Source organism: Metaclostridioides mangenotii (genome assembly GCF_018917235.1).
GTDB lineage: Bacteria > Bacillota > Clostridia > Peptostreptococcales > Peptostreptococcaceae > Metaclostridioides.
This window is the reverse complement of the sequence record NZ_JAHLOF010000004.1, coordinates 152,731-175,257: the sequence shown is the minus strand read 5'-3', so window position 1 is coordinate 175,257 and position 22,527 is coordinate 152,731. Positions and strand designations below refer to the sequence as shown.

Annotated in this window: 24 protein-coding genes; 1 reads left to right on the top strand and 23 read right to left on the bottom strand. The window is 30.6% G+C overall.

Going from position 1 to position 22,527, the window contains the following annotated elements; genetic code table 11:
* The first annotated feature begins 10 nt into the window (after positions 1-10).
* A complete protein-coding gene (locus KQI18_RS07985) occupies positions 11-2,233 on the top strand; it encodes a DNA topoisomerase (protein ID WP_216467257.1) in 2,223 nt (740 codons plus the stop codon).
* 77 nt (positions 2,234-2,310) lie between these two features.
* Here KQI18_RS07985 and KQI18_RS07980 read toward each other — a convergent pair whose 3' ends face one another.
* The 23 genes from KQI18_RS07980 to KQI18_RS07870 form a co-directional block, all read right to left on the bottom strand.
* The gene (locus tag KQI18_RS07980) at positions 2,311-2,556 is read right to left on the bottom strand and encodes a zinc ribbon domain-containing protein (protein WP_216467256.1); all 246 of its coding nucleotides are present in this window, start codon (positions 2,554-2,556) and stop codon (positions 2,311-2,313) included.
* A 253-nt stretch (positions 2,557-2,809) separates the two neighbouring features.
* Positions 2,810-5,437 carry a pyruvate, phosphate dikinase gene (ppdK, locus tag KQI18_RS07975; RefSeq protein WP_216467255.1) on the bottom strand — a complete coding sequence of 876 codons (2,628 nt, stop codon included), beginning with the start codon at positions 5,435-5,437 and terminating at the stop codon, positions 2,810-2,812.
* Between the two features lie 69 nt (positions 5,438-5,506).
* Entirely contained in the window at positions 5,507-6,349 is an 843-nt protein-coding gene (locus KQI18_RS07970; protein ID WP_216467254.1) for a pyruvate, water dikinase regulatory protein, read from the bottom strand.
* 6 nt (positions 6,350-6,355) lie between these two features.
* Positions 6,356-6,994 carry a helix-turn-helix transcriptional regulator gene (locus KQI18_RS07965; protein WP_216467253.1) on the bottom strand — a complete coding sequence of 213 codons (639 nt, stop codon included), beginning with the start codon at positions 6,992-6,994 and terminating at the stop codon, positions 6,356-6,358.
* Positions 6,995-7,547: 553 nt separating this feature from the next.
* Positions 7,548-7,919: a hypothetical protein gene (locus tag KQI18_RS07960; protein WP_216467252.1), complete on the bottom strand. Its 372-nt coding sequence runs from the start codon at positions 7,917-7,919 to the stop codon at positions 7,548-7,550.
* Positions 7,920-8,304: 385 nt separating this feature from the next.
* Positions 8,305-10,371: a glycine--tRNA ligase subunit beta gene (gene glyS, locus KQI18_RS07955; protein WP_216467251.1), complete on the bottom strand. Its 2,067-nt coding sequence runs from the start codon at positions 10,369-10,371 to the stop codon at positions 8,305-8,307.
* Positions 10,371-11,249, bottom strand: coding sequence for a glycine--tRNA ligase subunit alpha (gene glyQ / locus KQI18_RS07950; RefSeq protein WP_216467250.1), 879 nt, complete (start codon positions 11,247-11,249; stop codon positions 10,371-10,373). The genes glyS and glyQ overlap by 1 nt, the downstream gene beginning before the upstream one ends.
* 151 nt (positions 11,250-11,400) lie before the next feature.
* Positions 11,401-11,994, bottom strand: coding sequence for a DUF4342 domain-containing protein (locus tag KQI18_RS07945; protein WP_236887691.1), 594 nt, complete (start codon positions 11,992-11,994; stop codon positions 11,401-11,403).
* Positions 11,987-12,760 (bottom strand): DNA repair protein RecO, encoded by a 774-nt coding sequence (recO, locus tag KQI18_RS07940; protein WP_216467249.1) that lies wholly within the window; start codon positions 12,758-12,760, stop codon positions 11,987-11,989. The genes KQI18_RS07945 and recO overlap by 8 nt, the downstream gene beginning before the upstream one ends.
* Positions 12,726-12,881 carry a YqzL family protein gene (locus tag KQI18_RS07935; protein ID WP_216467248.1) on the bottom strand — a complete coding sequence of 52 codons (156 nt, stop codon included), beginning with the start codon at positions 12,879-12,881 and terminating at the stop codon, positions 12,726-12,728. The genes recO and KQI18_RS07935 overlap by 35 nt, the downstream gene beginning before the upstream one ends.
* Before the next feature lie 68 nt (positions 12,882-12,949).
* Positions 12,950-14,335 carry a magnesium transporter gene (gene mgtE, locus KQI18_RS07930; RefSeq protein ID WP_216467247.1) on the bottom strand — a complete coding sequence of 462 codons (1,386 nt, stop codon included), beginning with the start codon at positions 14,333-14,335 and terminating at the stop codon, positions 12,950-12,952.
* A gap of 11 nt (positions 14,336-14,346) precedes the next feature.
* The gene (gene era, locus KQI18_RS07925; protein WP_216467246.1) at positions 14,347-15,240 is read right to left on the bottom strand and encodes a GTPase Era; all 894 of its coding nucleotides are present in this window, start codon (positions 15,238-15,240) and stop codon (positions 14,347-14,349) included.
* 35 nt (positions 15,241-15,275) lie between these two features.
* A complete protein-coding gene (locus KQI18_RS07920; RefSeq protein WP_216467245.1) occupies positions 15,276-15,674 on the bottom strand; it encodes a cytidine deaminase in 399 nt (132 codons plus the stop codon).
* 114 nt (positions 15,675-15,788) lie between these two features.
* A complete protein-coding gene (locus KQI18_RS07915; RefSeq protein ID WP_216467244.1) occupies positions 15,789-16,508 on the bottom strand; it encodes a diacylglycerol kinase in 720 nt (239 codons plus the stop codon).
* 6 nt (positions 16,509-16,514) lie between these two features.
* The gene (gene ybeY, locus KQI18_RS07910) at positions 16,515-16,973 is read right to left on the bottom strand and encodes an rRNA maturation RNase YbeY (protein WP_216467243.1); all 459 of its coding nucleotides are present in this window, start codon (positions 16,971-16,973) and stop codon (positions 16,515-16,517) included.
* An 88-nt stretch (positions 16,974-17,061) separates the two neighbouring features.
* A complete protein-coding gene (locus tag KQI18_RS07905; RefSeq protein ID WP_420330398.1) occupies positions 17,062-18,075 on the bottom strand; it encodes a PhoH family protein in 1,014 nt (337 codons plus the stop codon).
* Between the two features lie 108 nt (positions 18,076-18,183).
* A complete protein-coding gene (yqfD, locus tag KQI18_RS07900; protein ID WP_216467242.1) occupies positions 18,184-19,485 on the bottom strand; it encodes a sporulation protein YqfD in 1,302 nt (433 codons plus the stop codon).
* Between the two features lie 11 nt (positions 19,486-19,496).
* A complete protein-coding gene (locus KQI18_RS07895) occupies positions 19,497-19,736 on the bottom strand; it encodes a YabP/YqfC family sporulation protein (protein ID WP_216467241.1) in 240 nt (79 codons plus the stop codon).
* 239 nt (positions 19,737-19,975) lie between these two features.
* Positions 19,976-20,536: a ribosome hibernation-promoting factor, HPF/YfiA family gene (gene hpf / locus KQI18_RS07890; RefSeq protein ID WP_216467240.1), complete on the bottom strand. Its 561-nt coding sequence runs from the start codon at positions 20,534-20,536 to the stop codon at positions 19,976-19,978.
* Positions 20,537-20,717: 181 nt separating this feature from the next.
* Positions 20,718-21,215, bottom strand: coding sequence for a TspO/MBR family protein (locus KQI18_RS07885; protein ID WP_216467239.1), 498 nt, complete (start codon positions 21,213-21,215; stop codon positions 20,718-20,720).
* Positions 21,216-21,324: 109 nt separating this feature from the next.
* Positions 21,325-21,768 carry a GatB/YqeY domain-containing protein gene (locus KQI18_RS07880; protein WP_216467238.1) on the bottom strand — a complete coding sequence of 148 codons (444 nt, stop codon included), beginning with the start codon at positions 21,766-21,768 and terminating at the stop codon, positions 21,325-21,327.
* A gap of 26 nt (positions 21,769-21,794) precedes the next feature.
* The gene (gene rpsU, locus KQI18_RS07875) at positions 21,795-21,974 is read right to left on the bottom strand and encodes a 30S ribosomal protein S21 (protein WP_024620438.1); all 180 of its coding nucleotides are present in this window, start codon (positions 21,972-21,974) and stop codon (positions 21,795-21,797) included.
* A 184-nt stretch (positions 21,975-22,158) separates the two neighbouring features.
* Positions 22,159-22,509 (bottom strand): histidine triad nucleotide-binding protein, encoded by a 351-nt coding sequence (locus KQI18_RS07870; protein WP_216467237.1) that lies wholly within the window; start codon positions 22,507-22,509, stop codon positions 22,159-22,161.
* Positions 22,510-22,527 lie beyond the last annotated feature (18 nt).

Genomic DNA, 22,527 nt, shown 5'->3' with positions numbered 1-22,527 from the left:
GGAGGTCGTCATGAAACTTGTTTTAGCCGAAAAACCATCAGTTGCTAAGACTATTGCTTCTTTCCTAGGAGCTAAAACTAGAAGTGATGGATATTTTCAGGGAAATAACTATATTGTTACATATGCAGTAGGTCACCTTGTATCTCTCTACGATATGAAGGACTATGACAAAGATAAATACTCTGGCTCATGGAAGATGAACAACTTTCCATTCTTCCCAGATAAATTTAAATTTAAAGTAGATAGTAGCAAAAAAAAACAGTTTAATACCGTTAAGGAACTCTTGAAACGAGATGATATTGAATATGTAATAAATGCTACCGATAATGATAGGGAGGGTGAATTAATATCCTTTTTAATATTTTTACTTGCTAAAAATAAAAAACCAATCAAAAGAATTCTAGTAAATGAATGGACGCCAGAAGATATAACTCGTGGTCTCGATAATCTAAAAGACAATAGTGAGATGATAAATCTTCAAGCAGCAGGTTATACTAGGCTTATTACTGACTGGCTTATAGGAATTAACTTCACATCAGCTGCTACATTAAAATATGGTAATGGTAAACTATTAAATATAGGTAGAGTTATTCTACCTACTGTAAAATTAGTTTACGATAGAGATATGGAAATACAAAACTTTGTACCTAAAATTTACTATGAAATAGAAGGTCATTTCAAGAGTAATGATGGTGAATATAAAGGGAAACTTACAATAAAAAAGGAATCTAAATTTGACACTTTAGATGATGTGAATAAAGTTATAAATACAATAACTTCTGACAAGGGTACTATAACAGAAAAAAAAGTTACAATAAGCAAAGAATATGCTCCTAAGCTTTTCAGTTTGACATCTCTTCAAGGTTATATTACATCTAAATACGGGAGCTTCACATCTGATAAGGTTTTAAATGTATGTCAGAGCCTGTATGAAGGTAAAGGTAAAGGTGGATATATAACATACCCTAGAACTGATTCAATGTATTTAGAAGATAGTTTGGTTTCAAAAGTTGAACAGACACTTAGTAAATTAAAATCTGGACTTAGCTATGAAAATAAGATAAAATTTAGCAAAACTAAAAGAGTATTTGATTCTTCGAAGGTAGATTCTCACAGTGCTATAATTCCTACATATATAGTTCCAAATAGTCTTACTCCAGATGAGGCAATAGTATATCACGCTATTAAAGATAGATTTATCGCTAACTTTATGCTCCCAGCTGAATATGAGAATACAGAGATCAAAACCGATGTAGATTCAAATATTTTTGTAACAAAGGGAAAGGTATTAAAAAGTAAAGGTTATTTGGAAGTATACAATAAAGAGGAAAAAGACAACTTACTCCCAATGGTAAACAAAGGAGAGATTGTTGATGTCTTAGGTATTACTCCTCAAGAAAAACAAACCACTCCTCCCAAACCTTATACTGAAGACACTCTACTTAAAGCCATGAAAAATTGTGGTAAAAATGTACCTGACGATGATACTACCGTTCTTTCTGGTTACTCAATAGGTACATCTGCTACAAGAGCTGATGTCTTAAAAAAAATCGGTCAGGTTGGTTATGTTAAGAAAAAAGGTAAAGCTTATTCAATAACTGAACTCGGCAAAAACTTAGTAGAGATTTTTCCTGTTAAAGATCTTTTTGACGTTGACTATACTGGTAAACTAGAAAAAAGCCTTAGCGATATACAGAAGGGTCAATATACAAAAAAAGAATATTTAACTAATATAATGAACTTTACACTTCAAAATGTTGAACTAATAAAAAGGGATTCATCTAAAAATATAAACACAGATAGTTATGTGTTTAATCCTAAGACTAAAAAGTTCACAAAAAAATCTTCTAAGTTTACAGGGGCTGTTAGAGAATCAAAATCATCTTCAAAAGACAAAGACTCTCTCAGTACTCGTAATAACGATTCTGACAAGTCAAAAGTGCCTCTAGGAAAATGTCCTGTTTGCAAACATGATGTTTTTGAATTTGAAAAGGGATTTTTCTGCGAAAACTACAAGGAATGTAAATACGGTGTTTGGAAAAATGATAAGTACTTGGCTTTCTATAAGAAAAAACCTAATAAAACCATGGTTAAAAACTTACTAAAAAAAGGTGAAGCAAATGTTAAGTCGCTTACTAATAAAAATGGACAAAAGTTTGATGCAGTTTTAAAATATGAGAAAAACCCAAGTAATAATATATATTCATGGAAAATAGAACCTTTATCTAAATAGATAAAACTATAGGGTGCCTAATTTATATATAGGCACCCTATTATTAAATACTTATAATCTATTTTTAAATGGTTAGATTATTTCTTATCCAATGTTTCATCAATCTTATATCTTACCATATCAAAAATCTCGCCTAATTTGTATCCTTTAAGCTTGCAGCCGCAATTAGGACAATAATCATATTTCTTTGATACCAAAGCTCTACAGCTAGCTTCAGGACATCTTATTTTATATGCGTCTTCTGCCACTTTATATCCACATTTCGGACAAATAGACCCAGGACGCGATGAAACTTCCTTACCACATCTTGAACATTTGATCATTTTATGCACCCCCAGTTGAAACTATCTGTTATCCTATAAAATCACTTCTATTATAATAGTCTATGCTTTGTACTTAAATAAGTTTCTAAAGTGGTTTTTATAATATATTTTGTAAAATATATATTAGTAATATAAAATAAAATTCCTTGATATATAATAAAAAACGACCACACTCTTTAGAGTGCGGTCGCTTCTTTATAACCGTTCTATCTATCTTAACATAATATTAAAAATATAAACTAATTAACAAATATTATTTTCTAGGATTTTTGATTGATGCTTGAGCTGACGCAAGTCTAGCTATTGGTACTCTAAATGGTGAACAAGATACATAGTCAAGACCTACATCGTAGCAGAATTGAACTGATGATGGCTCTCCACCATGCTCTCCACATATACCTAGTTTTAGGTTAGGCTTAACGCTTCTTCCTAATTTACATCCCATATCTACTAACTTTCCAACACCATTTTGGTCTAGTACTTGGAATGGATCTTTTTCTAGTATTCCTTTGTCAACATACTCACCTAAGAATTTACCAGCATCATCTCTAGAATATCCAAATGCCATTTGAGTTAAATCATTAGTTCCGAAACTGTAGAAATCAGCTACTTCTGCTATTTCGTCTGCTGTTAAACAAGCTCTTGGTATCTCAATCATTGTACCAACTGTATATTTAACATCTGAGTTTTCTTCTTTTAAAACAGCTTCTACAGTCTCAACTATTAATTCTCTTAGTATTTTTAATTCGTTTACCTCTCCAACTAAAGGAACCATTATCTCAGGGCTTACTTTGCATCCATCTTTAGTAGCTTCTATAGCTCCTTGTATTATAGCTTTAGCTTGCATTACACATATTTCTGGATAAGTTATTGCAAGTCTACAACCTCTATGTCCAAGCATTGGGTTGAACTCTTCAAGGTCAACTACCTTTTTCTTGATGTCACTTGCTCTTATTCCCATAGACTCAGCAAGCTCGTTTATTGTTTCATCATCATGAGGTAAGAACTCATGTAGTGGTGGATCCAGTAATCTTATATTTACAGGTTTTCCATCCATAACTTTGAATAATTCTACGAAATCTTCTCTTTGCATTGGTAGTATTTTTGCAAGAGCTTTTTCTCTTTGCTCAACTGAATCAGAAAGTATCATTTCTCTAACAGCTGGAAGTCTAGCATCATCGAAGAACATATGCTCAGTTCTACAAAGACCTATACCTTCTGCACCAAACTCTATAGCTGAACGAGCATCTCTCGGATTATCAGCATTAGTTCTAACAGACATTTGCTTGTATTGATCTACCCAGTTCATTAATCTCTCAAAGTTTCCAGTTAAAGCTACTTCAGTCTTCTTGATGTCGCCTGCATATACATGACCAGTCGATCCATCAATCGAGATATAATCTCCTTCTTTAAGTGTAACCCCTGAAGCTGAAACTTCTTTATTTGCTTCGTCAACTTTTAGTTCTCCACATCCAGCAACACAGCATTTACCCATTCCTCTTGCAACAACCGCCGCATGAGAAGTCATTCCACCTCTAGCAGTAAGTATACCTTCTGCTTTTATCATACCTTCTATATCTTCCGGAGATGTCTCAAGTCTAACTAATATTACTTTTTCTCCTCTATCTGCTGCTTCAACAGCATCATCAGCATTAAAGTATACTCTACCACTTGCAGCACCTGGAGAAGCTGGTAATCCTTTAGCTAAAGATTTAGCCTCATTTAAAGCTGCATCTTCAAATTTAGGGTGTAGAAGTTGATCTAATTGGTTAGGCTCAATTCTAAGTATTGCTTCTTTATCATCTATTATACCTGCATCAACTAAGTCGGCTACTATATTTATAGCCGCTTCAGCAGTTCTCTTACCATTTCTAGTTTGTAGTATAAATAGTCTTTCATTTTCTATTGTAAACTCTATATCCTGCATATCTTTGTAGTGACTTTCAAGTATTTGAGTTATCTCTACAAATCTATTGTATACTTCTGGCATAACATCTTCTAATGTAGATATATTTTGAGGAGTTCTGATACCAGCAACAACGTCTTCACCTTGTGCGTTTATTAAATACTCACCAAATAATTTATTTTCACCTGTTGCAGGGTTTCTCGTAAAAGCTACTCCTGTACCACTAGCTTCTCCCATGTTACCAAATACCATTGATTGTATATTAACTGCAGTTCCTAAATCATGAGCTATATCGTGAAGTCTACGGTAAACTATAGCACGGTTATTGTTCCAAGATTTAAATACTGCTTCGATAGCAAGCATCAATTGTTCTTGTGGTTTTTGTGGGAAATCAGATTTGATTTCTTTTTTGTATATTTCTTTGAACTCTTCTACTATAGCTTTTAAGTCTTCAGTAGTAAGATCTGTATCTTGTGCGTATCCTTTTTCCTCTTTTACTCTGTCTAAAACATTCTCAAATTTATATTTAGGCACTTCCATAGCAACGTCAGAGAACATTTGTATAAATCTTCTGTAGCTATCATAAGCAAATCTCTCATTTTTAGTAGCTTCAGCTAAACCAATAACACTAGTATCGTTAAGACCTAGGTTAAGTATAGTATCCATCATTCCTGGCATTGAGAAAACTGCTCCAGAACGTACTGAAACTAATAGTGGATTTTTATCGCTACCTAGTTTTTTATCTAAATTTTTCTCTAATGTTTCTAAGTGATTTTCTATCTCTTTTATTACGGCTTCTTTTATTTTTTCTCCATTTGCATAGTAGTCATTACAAGCCTCTGTTGTTATAGTGAATCCTGGAGGTACTGGTAAACCTATTTTAGTCATTTCTGCTAGGTTAGACCCTTTTCCCCCTAGTAAATACTTCATTTCTTTACTACCTTCATTAAAATCATAAACAAACTTCGTTTCCATTTTTAAGCCTCCATTATTTTTTATTAATGTTTTATGACTGATTATCTACTTTAGATATTGATAATTTTTTTAAACTTCTATTTCCTTGTATATCTTCAAACCATTTTCTTTCATAATGTCTAAGATAATTCCAGCTGTCTCCTCGATTGCTTTGTTAGAAACATTTATAACTGGACATCCTATTTTCTTCATTATTTCTTCAGAATAATCTAACTCTTCTAGTATTCTTGCTAAGTTAGCGTAATTTGCCCTACTTGATAATCCCATCGCCTTAAGTCTTGCAGTTCTAATAGTGTTTAATTTGTCTGGAGAATTAGTAAGACCAATTATTTTTTTAGTATCTATTTCAAATACTTCCTTTGGAATTGGAATTTCTGGAACTAAAGGTACATTAGCTACTTTAATATTCTTATTAGCTAAATACATACTTAATGGAGTTTTAGAAGTTCTAGATATTCCAACTAAAACTAAATCAGCCTTAAGTATGCCTCTCGGATCCTTACCATCGTCGTATTTAACTGCAAATTCAATCGCCTCAACTCTTTTAAAGTAAGACTCATCTAATTTTCTTATTATTCCTGCCTCTCTTTTAGGCTTTCTTTTTGTTATATCACTTATTGAATTTAAAAGCCCACTCATAAGATCTGTGCAACTTAGACCTTCAGAATTACAGAATTCTTCAACAGTTTTACACATTCCTTCATCTACTAAAGTGTATACTATAAGTGCGTTTTCATCTTTTGCACTATGTAAAGCTTCTATTAATATTTTTTCATCAGATATATATGGAAATCTTCTGATTTCATAAGTTTCATCCACGTAAAACTGTGACATAGCTGCTTTAGCTACTTGTTGTGCAGTCTCTCCAACTGAGTCAGAAAGCACATATATAATTAAGTGTTCCACTGGCATTCCTCCCTAATTATCGATCATTTCTAAAAACAATCTTGTAATACTCGTCTTTGATATTCTACCAATAGCCTTCATATCTTGACCATCTTTTCCACATCTTTCTACTACTGGTATAGAATCAATTTCATGTTGTATTATTTTTTTAGTTGCAGTTAGAATACTGTCATCTCTATTTGTAGTGACTACATTAGGGGTTCTGGTCATTATCATACCGACTGGCATCTTATTGATATCTCCTCCACCTATAGTAGCTTTTAGTAGGTCTTTTCTAGAAACTATTCCACATACCTTATCTTCTTCGTCAATAATGACGATACTACCAACATCAGATAAAAACATTGTAACTATAACATCGTAAATACTCTCATCTTTTTTAGCTAGAGAAGGCATACTCATTATGTCTTCTACTTTTTTGTCCTTTATATTACTACTAAGTAAATTTATCTTGCTTACACCTGTATAAAAGTATCCTACTTTAGGTCTAGCGTCTAATATGCCTGTCATTGTAAGTATAGCCAAGTCTGATCTAAGTGTAGCTCTTGTTACATTTAGACTCGCGGCAATGTTCTCACTCGTTATAGGCTCATTTTCTTTGACAATTTCAATAATTTTTTGTTGCCTCTCATTAAGTTGAATAGGATTCACCTTCTTTCATTGTGCTATACTTTATAACTTTTAACTCTGATATAGTATATTATATAACTCAATATATTGTTCTGTAAATAGTAATTTTATTAATAATTAATTTTTCTTGTCAAATTTATGCAAAATTTTTATTAATAATTATAATTTTATATAAAAATAGTTTTAATAGATATTATTTTATCAATACAAAATGAATTAATTATTATTTCTCTATAAATATTCTTTAGACCCTTAGATATTGTAAATACTTGAATATAAAGAATTCAAATAAAAAAATATTCAGTAAAAAATTCTTTATTAATTAATAAAGAAAATATGCAGTCTTTAATTTTTAGACTGCATATTTTTCATATCAAATAAAATCTATATTGTTTATAATCTCCTATAATCTACTATAATTTTATATTTTTTTAAATTATAAAATTATTTTTTTATATAGTGTAACATATATAATAAAAAATTTTATTATATATCATTATCTAACCATCAAAATTCTTACTATAAAGTCTATAAGATATATAACTAAATATTGTATGTTATATTCTAATATATATTATTGATACGCATTAATAAATAAATTTAACTTCTCTAAAAATTCTTTTTGCATATCGCCCAATGTAGATATCTTATTTTTAATAATAAATATACCCTTGAAAGTATCTGTTTCAATATAAAGTTTTGTACTCATAATAGATTTTATCACTTTTATTGATCTCAGATCATTTTTATTAAATACTTCTACTTTTTTTACTTCATTATATAATTTGCTAATTGTAACTGAGACAATTTTATCATCATTTAACATAAGTATTGTTTGTCCATCTATTATTGAAAAATCCCTGGCTTCAGCAAAAGCACCAAACATATTAAGTTCACCATGTTTGGTTATCATATCATTTATAATTTTTTTTCTTATGACCAACATTGTATTACCTCTCTCATTATAGTTTTCAACTTAATTATTTAATTAATATATAAATTTCTAAGAACTATAATAAATTATATAACATATCTAGTAACTAATCTATTAATTTAAAATTATAGATTATCATAACAATAAATTTATGCGTTAAAAAAGAATGCTGCTGAACTTATGTGATTAATGTCAAATTGCTCATATGTTGTTTTAATCAATTGCGTGAATTAATTTTCTAATTATTTTGTTAAATATTTATCATTTTTGAAATGATAAATATAATTCTAAACATTAAAAAGACAAGTCCATAGAGAACTTGTCTTTTTTTACTTAAATAATTTTATTTTTAGTTGTCTTTTCTACACAATTGAAAGTAATTTTTCATATTTAATAATTACTTATATACTATCTTAGATAAGTCACAAATCTTAAGCATAGTATCATATATTTGCTTAAGTAAACCTAATCTGTTATTTTTAATTACTTCATCGTTATCCATAACCATAACTGAATCAAACAGAGAGTCAATTACAGGTCTTAATGACGCAAAAGTCTCAAGTGCAACACTGTATTTCTTATCAGATATTAACGCCTCAACTTTTTCTTTTACATCTACAAATTCACTGTATAATTTTCTTTCTGCATCTTCTTTAAGTAAAGATTCATCCACTTTGTCACTCTCAGCCTTTTGTGCTAAGGTAGAAACTCTGTTAAAGGCTGTAAGCATCTCAACTAGTTCATCTCTATCAAGCCAGTTATTAAGAGCTAAAGCTCTACAGTACATATCGTATACATCATTTACATCTGAACTGATAACAGCATCTACAACATCGTATCTAATGCCCATATCTTTAAATTGTATTCTGACTCTTTCATTGAAAAAATTCATGATATTCGCACATACAGCTGATTTATCAAAATCTATTTCAATGTAATTATCTAGTGCATGCTCAATAAGTGTTTTTAAATCTACATCTATCTTTTTGTCCATAAGTATACTCAGTATTCCTAAAGCTTGACGTCTTAGTGCATATGGATCTTGTGATCCCGTTGGCTGAATTCCTATTGCAAAGAAACCTGCTATTGAATCAAGTTTGTCTGCTATAGAAAGAGCAACCCCTACATTAGTCTGAGGTAGTGTATCCCCTGAGAATCTTGGTAGATAGTGTTCAAATATAGCTTCACAAACTGCTTCGTCTTCTCCAGATACTTTTGCATATTCTTTACCCATAAAACCTTGAAGTTCATCAAATTCTCCAACCATTCCTGTTATTAAATCAGCTTTAGAAAGTTTGGCTGCTCTAGATGCATGTACTTTTTCTTCTTGCATATCAAGCTCATCTAATATATCTAAACTTAATTTATCCATTCTTAGAGTTTTTTCATATATAGATCCAAGTTGAGCTTGGAACACAACATCTTTTAATTTTCCAATATAACTTTCTAAATTATTTTTTATATCTTCATTATAAAAGAATAATGCATCCGCTAATCTAGCTTCTAGAACTTTTTCATTACCTACTTTTACATTTTCTATTCTATAATCACTACCATTTCTTACAGCTATGAAATTAGGTAGTAATTTTCCACCTTTAGTAACAGGGAAATATCTTTGATGTTGTTTCATAGGCGTAATGACTACTTCTTTAGGTAGTTTTGTATAATCTTTATCAAACTCTCCATAGAATGCTGTTGGATATTCAACTAAATGAGTTACTTCTTCAAGTAATTCTTCGTCAAGTTCAACTGTTCCGCTTAAAGCCTCTGCAACTTTTGTACATTGATCTTTTATAATTTCTTTTCTCTGTTTTTGGTCTAATATAACATAGTTTTCTTTTAATTTCTTTAAATAATCTTCTAATGAATTTACTGTTATTTCACTTTTACCAAGGAATCTATGTCCTTTTGTAACGTTTGAAGATATAATACCTTCAAGATCAAAATCAACTACATTATCATTTAATAAAGTAACTAACCATCTAATTGGTCTAACGAATCTTAAATTTTTTCCTCCCCAACGCATAGATTTAGGGAATACAACTGATTTAATTGTTTGAGGAAGTATTTCTTTTATTATATCCTCGCTTAACTCACCTTTTTGTTTGATAGTCGCAAACATATACTCATCTTTTCCAACTACTTTAAAGTATATATCTTCTGGATTTAAATTTTTACTTTTCATAAAACCTATTGCAGGTTTTGTGAAATTATTATCTGCATCAACTGCTATTTTTTTAGCCGGTCCTTTAATTTCTTCTTCTAAATCACTTTGCTTGTCTTGAATACCATCTACTATTAAAACTAATCTTCTAGGTGTACCATAAGATTTAATTTCATCAAATGCTATCCTGTTATCTTTCAAAAGTTTAGAAAGATTGCTCTCTAATTGAAATAATGTATTTCCTACAAATCTTGCTGGCATTTCTTCAACACCAATTTCAAATAAAAGGTAATTTTTCATTATTTGTCACCTTCCTTTAAAAGAGGGAATCCCATTTCTTCTCTTTGATTTACATAAGTTACAGCAATTACCTTTGCCATATTTCTTACTCTACCTATAAATGACGCTCTCTGACTGACCCCTATAGCTCCTCTTGCATCTAGAGTATTGAATGCATGTGAACACTTAAGTACATAGTCATAAGAAGGTATTACAAGTCCCTCATCCATAAGTCTAAGTGCTTCTTTTTCATATGTATCGAATAGGTTAAACAACATATCTATATCACATTTTTCAAAAGCGTATACAGAGTTTTCAAATTCAGCTTTCTTAAATACTTCTCCATAAGCAATTTCGTCGTTCCATTTTATGTCGTATACACTATCAACTTCTTGGATGTACATAGCTAATCTTTCAAGACCATAAGTAATCTCACCCGTTTCAAGCTCACATTCTACATTTCCGACTTGTTGGAAATACGTAAACTGAGTGATTTCCATACCATCTAACCATACTTCCCATCCAAGTCCCCAAGCACCCATAGTTGCAGCTTCCCAGTTGTCTTCTACAAATCTTATATCATGTTCGTTAGGGTCTATACCAATTTCTTTTAAACTCTCCAAATACAATTCTTGTATATTATCTGGAGATGGTTTAAGTATTACTTGGAATTGGTGATGTTGATATAGTCTATTTGGATTTTCACCGTATCTACCATCCGCTGGCCTTCTTGAAGGCTCAACATAACAAACCTTCCATGGTTCAGGTCCTAATGATCTTAAGAATGTATTCGGGTTCATTGTTCCTGCGCCTTTTTCAACATCATATGGTTGCATCATGATACATCCTTGCTTTGCCCAGTATCTTTGCAACGCTAGTATCATATCTTGAAAATTCATAAAAACTCCTCCTATAATAATAAAGCCTCTCGTCTTCACGAAAGGCCCCCTAATAGTTTCTAAAACTAACTTTCTCTAATTTTTAGATTATCAAATGACACAAATTTTGTCAATATTGATAGAGAAATAATTTTAGTTTTTAAAAATATTTTTATTTGTTGTCTTTGTCTTCATTCTTACTGTTTTCGAACTCTTTCATAAGGTCATCTGTAATGTCTTTATCGTCTTTGTCTGTATTTTTATTATCTACTACTACATCTTTAACATCTTTTGCGGTATTTACTATCATATTTTTAAGCACACGAAGTTTTTCTTCGTTTAATTCACCTAAATCAACAACTTCACCATCATCTTGATTTTGAACTTTAATACGATATTTAGTCATGACTGCTGCAGACAAACCTAGTAAAGTTGCAATTGGTAGAAAAGCTGCCCCAACTACTCCAACAGTTAAAGGAATGTTTATCATAACTTTATTGTCCTTTTCAACAATAACTCTAACTACGCTACTTCTCTTTAAAAGTTCTTTTAGTTGATTTTTTACATCTTCTCCGTCTTTTCCAAATACTTCTTCTATTGTTTCTTTAGCTTTTTTACCTTTGTTCTTCTTTTGATTTTCAAGGTAAACTACAGCTTCAACTACATCTCCATTACATTTTATCAGCGCATCTTTTGCATCAGCGTAAGTAGCACTTGGAATTCTTTCAAATACAGCATCTACTTTTTCAATAGTTATATTATCCATTATTATCCACTCCTTTATCATTTTGTACACTTTTTAGTAAGTGCAATGACTTCATGTTAATGTTACCTATATGAGTTTGCAAATATTTTTTTAATATATTATCAAGCTCAATAAGTATATATTTAGAAACTTTTGCTCTACTACACTTTAAAATATCGTTACTTAATACATATTCCATAAGCTTAACAGTTGTTAAATCTAATTTGGTATTATGTGTAAAATGATTACTACAATTATTGCACAAAATACCTCCTTCTTCAATATTAAAAACAAAACTTTCGGATTTTTTTTTTGAGCAATATATACACTTATCGACAACCGGTTTTACTCCAGCATAATCTAAAAATTTTAATTCAAATGCAGAAGTTACATACTGATTATCTGCATTTTCTTGTGTATATAGGTAAAGAGTCTGAGCTAACAATGTAAATAGTCTATTGTTGGTCTGATTTTCATATATTGAACTTTCCACCAACTTTATAATATACGCTGCGAACGAAAATGCTTCGAAATCGTAGGATATATTGTAAAAATTCTTAATAATGTCACTCTGCGTAACTCTGTACATATTACCCTGCTTTTTTAATATGAAGTCACTGTATGAAAACAATTGACAAGACGAAAGAAGAGAACTTTGGTTTCTTCTTGCCCCTTTTGCGATAGCAGAAACCTTCCCTAATTTACGTGTAAATAACGTAAGTATAAGGTCATTTTCTTTATATTTTACTGCTCTAAGTACTATCCCCTGGGTATTCAAAATTATCATCGTCTTTACTTGTCTCCCTCATATCTTCTTTATTTCCATATACATTATTATACTCATTAATATATAAATATGCGTCGATACTTCCTGTCATTTTAAAAACTTCCCAACAAAGATCGTCCATTTTTAAAAACCCCCTTCTTACTTTTATATCTCTATTTTTAGTAAGAAGAGGATAATTCATACATAAATTTATAAAGCAATTTTTGACAATAATATCGTTGCTATTGTAAAGTACACTATTAATCCAGTAATATCAAGTACTGTAGATATTATTGGTGCTGAAATAGTAGTTGGATCTGCATCTATTTTATTTAGAATTACAGGAAGTAATGCTCCTAAAGTTGAACCAAGTGCCATATTTATAAATACCGCTATTGAAACTACAAAAGTTATATCAAAAGTTTTCGTAAACATAAATATTACTACTCCTGTTATTATACTACAAATTAATCCAGTCATAAGACCGACTAAAAATTCCCTTAAAACATTTCCATAGTCCAAGTCTTTATTGGACGATATATTAATAACTGTTACAGATGCCGATTGTGTACCAGTATTTCCACCCATTCCTATTACAAGCGGTATAAAAAACACAAGTGGCGCATATGTAGGATTTAAGACATCTCCTATATTGTAAAGTATCATTGTTGAAATAAATCCACCGATCAACGATATAATCAACCAAGGAGTTCTTCCTCTAATTGATGACATTACTTGTTCTTTTATCGTTACATGTTCATTTTCTGAAAGTCCTCTTTCGTGTTCAGAGCTTCCTGCAATCTTGTACATATCCTCAGTAGCTTCTTCTTCCATAACATCTATAATATCATCTACAGTTATTATACCCTTAAGTAGACCTTGTCTATCAATTACTGGAATAGTAACTAGATTATACTTCGAAACTAATCTAACAGCTTCCTCTCTATCTTCATCTACGTATACTGATACTAGATTTTCACTCATCAAATCATTAATAATACTTTTATCTCTAGCTATGATAAGTTCTCTAAGAGAAAGTACACCAACCAACTTTTCCTTATCATCGACAACGTAAATATAATAAATTGTCTCAGCCTCTTCTGCTTCTTCACGCATGTGCTCTATAGCTTGAAGTGCTGTCATATCTTTATTTACTGCAATATATCCAGTGGTCATTGTCCCACCAGCAGTATCCTCGTCGTAAAACAATAATTCTTTTACATCTTTAGCGTCTTCCTCACTTAAAAGATTTAGTATCTTTTCACATTCATTTTCATCGAGTTTATTTAATATACCTGCCATATCACCAAGTGACATAAGCTCTAATATATTTTTTGTGTGCTCAACATCAATTTTTGAGAGTACACTAACAAAAAAATCTGAATCGCTTTCTTCAAGTATAGCTGCTGCCATGTCTAGAGGAAGTACCTCAAACATTTTTATTTGCATAGCTTCATCTAGATCTTCGATAATATCTAAAATATCCATTATATGATATTCTTCTATTAATTCTCGAAGTTCCAAAAGCTTATTGGCGTCTATCAAACTAATTACCTCAGATAACAAATCTCCGGAGTTTTCCTGTTTCCTATCCATATAACCCACCTTTATTTTTCATTATACCCAAAATTATTAATATAGTTTTGTAAGTTTCTCCAGTTTTCTTTAACTTTTACCCATAACTGAAGGTTTACTTTTGAGCCTAAAAGGAATTCTATATCTTCTCTTGCAGCTTTTCCAATCCCCTTAAGTTTTCTACCATTTTTTCCTATGATTATACCTTTGTGAGAATCTCTTTCACAGTAAATGACAGCAGATATATCTACTAAATCTTTGTCTTTTCTTCCTTTTATTCTCTCAACTTCAACTGCAACACCATGAGGAACCTCATCACTTATATAGTGAAGTACTTTTTCTCTAATCAGTTCAGATATAAGAACTCTTTCGGGCTGATCAGTGATCATATCATCTGGGAAGTACTGAGGGCCTTCCTCAAGGTAAATTTTTATAGCCTTTATAAGTGAATCTATATTTTTTCCTTTAAGTGCTGATATCGGTACAATCTCTTTAAAAATTCCTTCTTTGTTGTACATTTCAATTAAATCAAAAAGTTCATCTTTTTGAGCCAATTTATCAATTTTATTTATAATCAAAATAATAGGAGTTTTAGAACCTCTCAACTCCTCGATTATCTTTCTATCACCTGGACCGATGCTTTTAGAATCATCTACTACAAATAATATTACATCAACATTTTTTAAAGCATCTGAAGCAGCCTTAACCATAACTTCGCCCAATTTATTTTTTGGTTTGTGTATTCCTGGAGTATCTAAAAATACTACCTGAGTTTCCTCATCAGTGTAAACTGCTTGAATTGTATTTCTTGTTGTTTGAGGCTTATCGCTCATTATAGCAATCTTCTCACCGACTATGTTATTCATCAAAGTAGATTTACCGACATTTGCTCTTCCTACTATACTGACAAATCCTGATTTAAACATCAAATATCTCCTAACTAATTTTAAATTAAGTTATACTAAAATTCTTCTTTGGAAAAATAACTTGGAAGCAAATCTCCAATTTTTTCTTCAAATATATCGCCTTCTGAATATCCAGTGATTATATCAATATCTGCACCGAACTCGAGTATAACTTGTCTACATATACCACATGGATATGTAGGTAGATTTTTTTCTGAATTATTACTAGCAATAGCGATTTTCACTACATCCATATCTCCTTCCGATATAGATTTAAATAAAGCTGTCCTCTCAGCGCAATTTGTACCACCAAATGATGCACATTCTATATTACATCCAGTATATACTTTCCCTGATTTTGTTAGAAGAGCAGCTCCAACTCTAAATTTTGAATAAGGGGAGTATGAGTACTTTCTTGCATTTTCTGCGAGTTTAAGTAGATCTCTATTTTCCACTATATTACCCTCCTATCCAAATAACTAGTAAATTATTTAATCCTAAATATTATACCATAATAGTGCATAAAAAATAAGTATGTCACTCTGTTTTAACTAACAATTAACTAGCCTTTAGTTATAAAACACACCAAATTGGAAAACTAAAACTGCAATTAACGCACCTAAAAGCGCCCCAGCAAATGTCTCCCAAAAGCTATGTATCTTACCTTCAATTCTGCTCTGCGCAACTAAAACAGCCATAATATACGCAAGAGTAGACGCCACCACTCTTTCAGTCATAAGTGTTATAGCAGTTGCTATAGCAAAAGCTAAAGCTGCATGTCCACTAGGCATTCCGCCTTTCAAAGGAGTTCCTGATGAAGTAAGAGCCTTCACAACAACAACTGCTAAAAGGACGAGCAATATGCATATTAAAGTTATGTGAAGCTCAGATTCTCTTAACTTTAATATAAATAACCCAGATAACTCAGTTAATTTATCAAAAAATAGAATATATCCAACGACTACAGAATTTAATGCTGCAACTAAAACTCCACCAGCTGCTACATCTTTAGCTATTTTTGCAAGAACATGGTATTCATCAGTAACTAAGTCTATCGTTTTTTCTACAGCAGTATTAAACATCTCTGCTACTACTACTAAACTAATAGAAAGTAATAGCATTATCATTTCAATTCTAGAAAGATTTAAAAATAAACTCACTACAAGTACTAAAGCAGAGCCTAGATAGTGAATTTTCATATTTCTTTCAAATTTAAAAGTATACAGTATTCCCTCAATTGCATCGTTAAATGCTTTTATTAAACCTCTTCTCTTTTTTTCAGGTTTCATAATTTATTAATCCCTCGTTATATTTAATTTGCCAAGAATGTCCTTTTCCTTTTGTCTCATCTCTTTTGTATTTTCTTCTGTATCGTGATCGTATCCAAGTAAGTGAAACATACTATGGCATACTAAAAAGCATACTTCTCTCTCTATACTGTGGTTATACTCTATACTTTGTTCTAATGCTTTTTCTAATGATATAACTATATCACCCAATGATACTTCACCAAGTTCTACATCAAAATCATTATCTAATAAGGGAAATGAAAGCACGTCAGTTTCCTTATCAATACCTCTAAATTGATTGTTTAATTCTCTTATTTCTTTATTGTCTACAAACGATAAACTCACATCATAATCATCATCATATCCTTCATAATGTAAACATTCAATTATTGTATCATTTAATTTTTCTATAAGTTCATCATCTAAGTTTATCTTATCTTGTCTATTCTCTAAGATTATTTCCATTACAACACCTGCTTTTTAGTTAATCTATTGTTTTTAAGTTTTTATTACTTTATCTTGCCATCTTGCCGATATTTAGAAACTATAATATCTATTTTTTTCTAGTAAATTTTTCTTTGTCTCTTTGTCTTTTAAGTTCTAGTTTTGCTTCTTCTTTTTTATCATATTTGTCGTAAGCTCTTACAATTCTTTGAACCAATTCATGTCTTACAACATCTCTTTCTGAAAGTATTATTGAACCAACCCCATTGACATCTTTAAGAATATCAGTAGCTTGAAGTAAGCCACTCTTCTTTTTATTTGGCAAGTCAATTTGAGTTATATCCCCTGTTACTACAGCCTTAGACCCAAAACCTAGTCTTGTTAAAAACATTTTCATTTGCTCTGGTGTAGTATTTTGTGCCTCATCAAGAATTATAAATGAATTATCTAAAGTTCTACCTCTCATATATGCCAGAGGAGCAACTTCAATAGTACCTCTCTCTTGATATTTAGCAAATTTTTCAGCACCTAACATTTCAAATAATGCATCGTAAAGTGGTCTTAAGTATGGATCAACTTTATCTTTTAAATCCCCTGGTAAAAAGCCTAAACTCTCTCCTGCTTCAACTGCTGGTCTTGTTAGGATGATTCTCTTTACTTCGTCACGTTTAAACGCTCTTACAGCCATAGAAACAGCTAAATATGTTTTTCCTGTTCCAGCTGGACCAACACCAAATGTAATGTCATTATTCTCTATAAGCTTTATATACTCTTTTTGACCAAGTGTTTTAGGCTGAACAGATTTTCCATTTTGAGTGATGACTATTGTATCTTCAAGATCTTTTAATTTCCCTTCACTTCCCTCTAGAAGCAACGAAAGAGAATAAGTCACACTTTGTTTATCTAATTTTTTTCCATTAGAAACTGTTTTATGCAGCTCATTCATAAGCTTAATTGCTGAATCTACATTTTTTTCTTCTCCAATTAAAGTTAGATTACCTTCTCTGAGTATCACATCTATATTTAAAGTTTTCTCAATTAACTTAACATTTTCATCAAAATCGCCAAATAGTTCTCTTTCAAATCTTGCGTCTGTAATTACAAAACTTTTCTGCATTATCACCTAGTAATTCCTCCTTAAGTAGTTAATTTATTTATAATTTAATATTTAGTGTAAGATCTATATTTCTTAAATATATCCATAATAGTTTTTTAGCTTTTAAAGGATTAATTAATTTTCTGCATTATCATTATTATCATCCTTTTCATTATCTTGCTCTTCAAACTCATTTCTTATGTCATTAATAGGTCTTTTTTCTGGATTGGAAGGAATTTCTTCCTGCAATTCTTCACCTTCTTTTGGTTTGGTTTGTTCTTTTATAAGTTTTTCGGCCTCTGCCTTACTAAGTGGATAAACTTTTGCTATATTTTCGCTTGTCTGAACTGTAATAACATATTCCAAAACACTCTTATTTATTTTATAACTGTGTTTTACATCTACTATTCTTGCAGACACTGGTAGCATATATTCTAGTTCTTTTAAAGCTTTTTTTGACAGTTCGTTTTTAAGTTCCTTTTGATTTTTTTTGACCTTTACATCTTTAGTCTCATAAAATACGCTAGTTTTTATTTTTAATGGAAATGTATAATTTCCTATTGATAATTTCTTTTCTGAGTTTTCAACTACATAATTTTTAAAATTTATTTTCTTCCTAAATGTTATCTGTTTGTCGTAAAAAATATAAGTACGAACTTTCTTTTTTTCACCTGTCTTAGTTTTTTTCACATCTATGTAATTAGCACTTTTTTTAGATTCATAAAAAGTGCTCGCCCAAACTTCAGGTATTGATCTATTATTTGAACCATTGAGTAGTACATCTCCCTTTTGCACAATGTCACCTTTTTGTACAACCTGCTTACCACTTCTTGGTATTACTTTCTCTATTATACCATTTTTTAATGCAATTATATTACAATAATTTGAATCATCTGTTGATTTCAGTGACTCAGCTTTTTTGGTTACAGTTACAAATATGTTTGTTCCCTTTACATTTATTGATACATACGCCACATCATCGAATTTAGACATTATATAATCTCTAACTTCTTTTCTATCTATGCTCTTTTTATACACACCCGGTCTAACCCCAGCTTTATTAAACTCTTTTCTAAGCTCTTCTTTTTTAATTCCTTCTGGAGTTTGTATATATACGTCTGTTACAAACTGAGAAGTTCCCATTAATATTATCAATGAAATAATTGCACAAATCCACATCGCTTTATATTTATAAATTCTCTTTACAAAAAAAGGAATGCCGGTTTTTCGCTTAACTTTTATTTCAAAATTGCTGCCTCTATAGAGCTCTTTAACATTTTTCAAGTCTCTCCTATCTACTTTAAATTCAAGACTTGTACTCTTTATCCTCTTTACATCGTATACACAAATTCCATTTCTTTTAAGGTGATTTAAAAATTGCTCAATTCCTATTCCTTCTACAATAATTGTGTAATAACCTCTTATGTAGCTCAGCATCTTTATCCCTCCTAATCATCGATCAGCTCAACACCAAAAATCAGACCTTTAATGCCAATTTCTGTGTCAGTTATAAATTTTAATGAAAGCTTATCCCCTGTAATTTTCACTGTTTTTATCTTTGTCTTAATCTTTATTGTATTTTGTTCAAACTCTATTATAGACAGATAGTTTTCAACACTTATAAATGTACTACCTGTAATGGTAACTATTGGCTGATTTACCTGTAAATCTGCTGAAATATCTAACATTGGCATTACCTCCTTAATACATTTTATGATTTAACGCTTTAATTATGATGATTTTAAACTTTAAATAAAAAAAATTGAACATCTATTCACGATAAATAATAAATAATAATTTTCTTATATAATAAATTAATTTTTTAATAAAATGACCAAAATAAAAAGCTGTACACTTAGCTAAATAGCTAAATGTACAGCTTTTTATTCTATTCGATTTACATAATTAATAATTTTAACTTTAAAATTTACTCTTGCTCTATCAAGCCATATCCATTAGATTTTCTCTTATATACTACGTTTATCTCAAATGTCTCTTGATTAGTAAATATATAAAAATTATGTCCTACCAACTCCATTTGAAGTATCGCTTCTTCTGGGCTCATAGGTTTCATATCAAATTTCTTTCTTCTCTCAATAATCAAGTTACTATATTGATCTTCATAATCATCTTCGTAGTCAACTTCTCCTTCATTTAAGAAGTCTAAGTTATCAAATCTAATACTATCTCCATTATATTTTTTATCTTTAACTTTATTTTTAAATTTTACTATTTGTCTATTTAACTTATCACAAACAATATCTATCGCTGCGTACAAATCTTCTTCCACGTCTTCAGCTCTTATGATTTGACCTCCAACTGAGTTTATTGTTACTTCAACTTTTTGTCTATCTTTTTTTGCACTAACTTTAACTTTTACTTCTGATTCAGGACTAAGGTATTTTTCCAACTTACTCAATTTTTCTTCTATGTATCCTTTTATTCCATCCGTCATTTTCATTTGTAATGCAGATACTGTTATTTGCATAAAAACCTCTCCCTTCAAGCCTTGCAACATTTTATTCTTAATTTAGATAGATAAACAATTCATACCTCCTTCTAAATTAATATAATTATACTTCATAAAACATTCATTAAATAGTCTGTTTATTTTTTTATCAATATGATATTATAAAGTTGAAGGGATAATTTCGAAATATGTACACGATCTAGCTATTTATTAGCCATATAAAATAGTTTAAAAATCCTGCATAAACAAGCCAAATCAACTGAACTAAGTTAAGATATCCAGCCTTTTTATTTATTCTTGAAAACTTCATTATCATAATCACAACCACTGCAATTAAAAGTACTAGACAAATCATAGCCGTAAATCTAAGTCCAAACCCAAAGAAAAGTATACTCCATGTAAAGTTTAGACCTAGCTGAAGTCCATAATAAAACATAGCATCTACAACCCTAGGCACATTACTACCTTTTCTTAAAATCAGATAAGATGATGTACCCATAAAAATGTATAGAATTGTCCAAACTATAGGAAATATAATTCCAGGTGGCGCAAAACTAGGTTTAGTAAGAGCACTATAAAGCATCTGCATATCTGATCCACTTATTATCTTTACTAGTACACTGCTCAGATATCCTACTAATAATGCTATTGCTACGTTTATTAAAAAATTTCTAATTTCCTTTACTGATATAATCAAATTTTTCCCCTTCTTTCAAATTTTTCTTTGATTATAGATATGCACAGTAAAGTATTTATTATTCTAAAAATCTAAAAAGCCTAGAGATTTCTCTCTAGGCTGTAATAATCTATTGTAGGTTTTTCTTAACCAATTCGTTTACTAGTTTACCATCTGCTCTTCCTTTTACTTTAGGTTGAATAGATGACATTACTTTTCCCATATCCTTAATTGAAGTAGCTCCAACTTCAGATATAGTAGTCTTAACGATATCTTCTATTTCTTCTTCGCTTAATTGCTGAGGTAGGTACTCTTTTAAAACTTCGATTTCAGCTTCTGTTTCCTCTACCAAATCTTCTCTTTCAGCTTTTTTGAATTCAACTAGCGAGTCTCGACGTTGTTTCATTTGCTTAGCAACTATGTCAATAATACCATTGTCATCAAGTTCTACACGATTGTCGACTTCATATTGCTTAATTGAAGCTCTTATTAGAGTCACAACAGATTTTCTCACTGTATCTTTGTTTTTCATCGAAGATTTTAGATCTTCTTGTAACTTTTGTTTAAGGGACATTCCCCTCACCTCTTTGTTATAATTTACTATTTTTTGGTATTTTTTCTTCTAGCAGCTTCAGCTTTCTTTTTACGCTTAACACTAGGTTTATCGTAATGTTCTCTTTTTCTAACCTCTGACATTATGCCAGACATTGCACACTGACGCTTAAATCTTCTTAGAGCACTGTCAAGTGATTCATTCTCTCTAACTCTTACTTCTGACATTCTTTTTCCCTCCCTCCAATAGCGCAATTATGCTGGGACTGTAACTCATGTTATTTTGCATAATCTGCATTACAACCTAACACCTTGTTTATTATAAACTAAAATTTTACTTTTATCAAGTATTTTTATCAAGAAGAAACTTAAATTCTCAAATAATTCTTTTGCTCTCTCTTACCTTCTCTTATTACTTAGCTTCAGCTTCATAAAGTGGCAGTTTCTTTCCTGCTAAAACGTGATAATGTAGGTGTTTTACTTCTTGACCACCATCGTCCCCACAATTGTTTATTATTCTGAATCCTTTTTTATCAAAACCTAATTCACTAGCTATTTTATTTATCACAACATGAATATGTGCAACTATTTCCATATCTTTTTGAGAAATATCTGTTATGCTATTGTAATGAACCTTAGGAATAACAAGTATATGGTATGGTGCAACTGGGTTTATATCATTAAAAGCTAGTACCTTATCATCTTCATATACTTTATTTGATGGAATTTCTCCCTCGACTATTTTACAAAATAGACAACTCATCTAAACACCTCCTTTAGT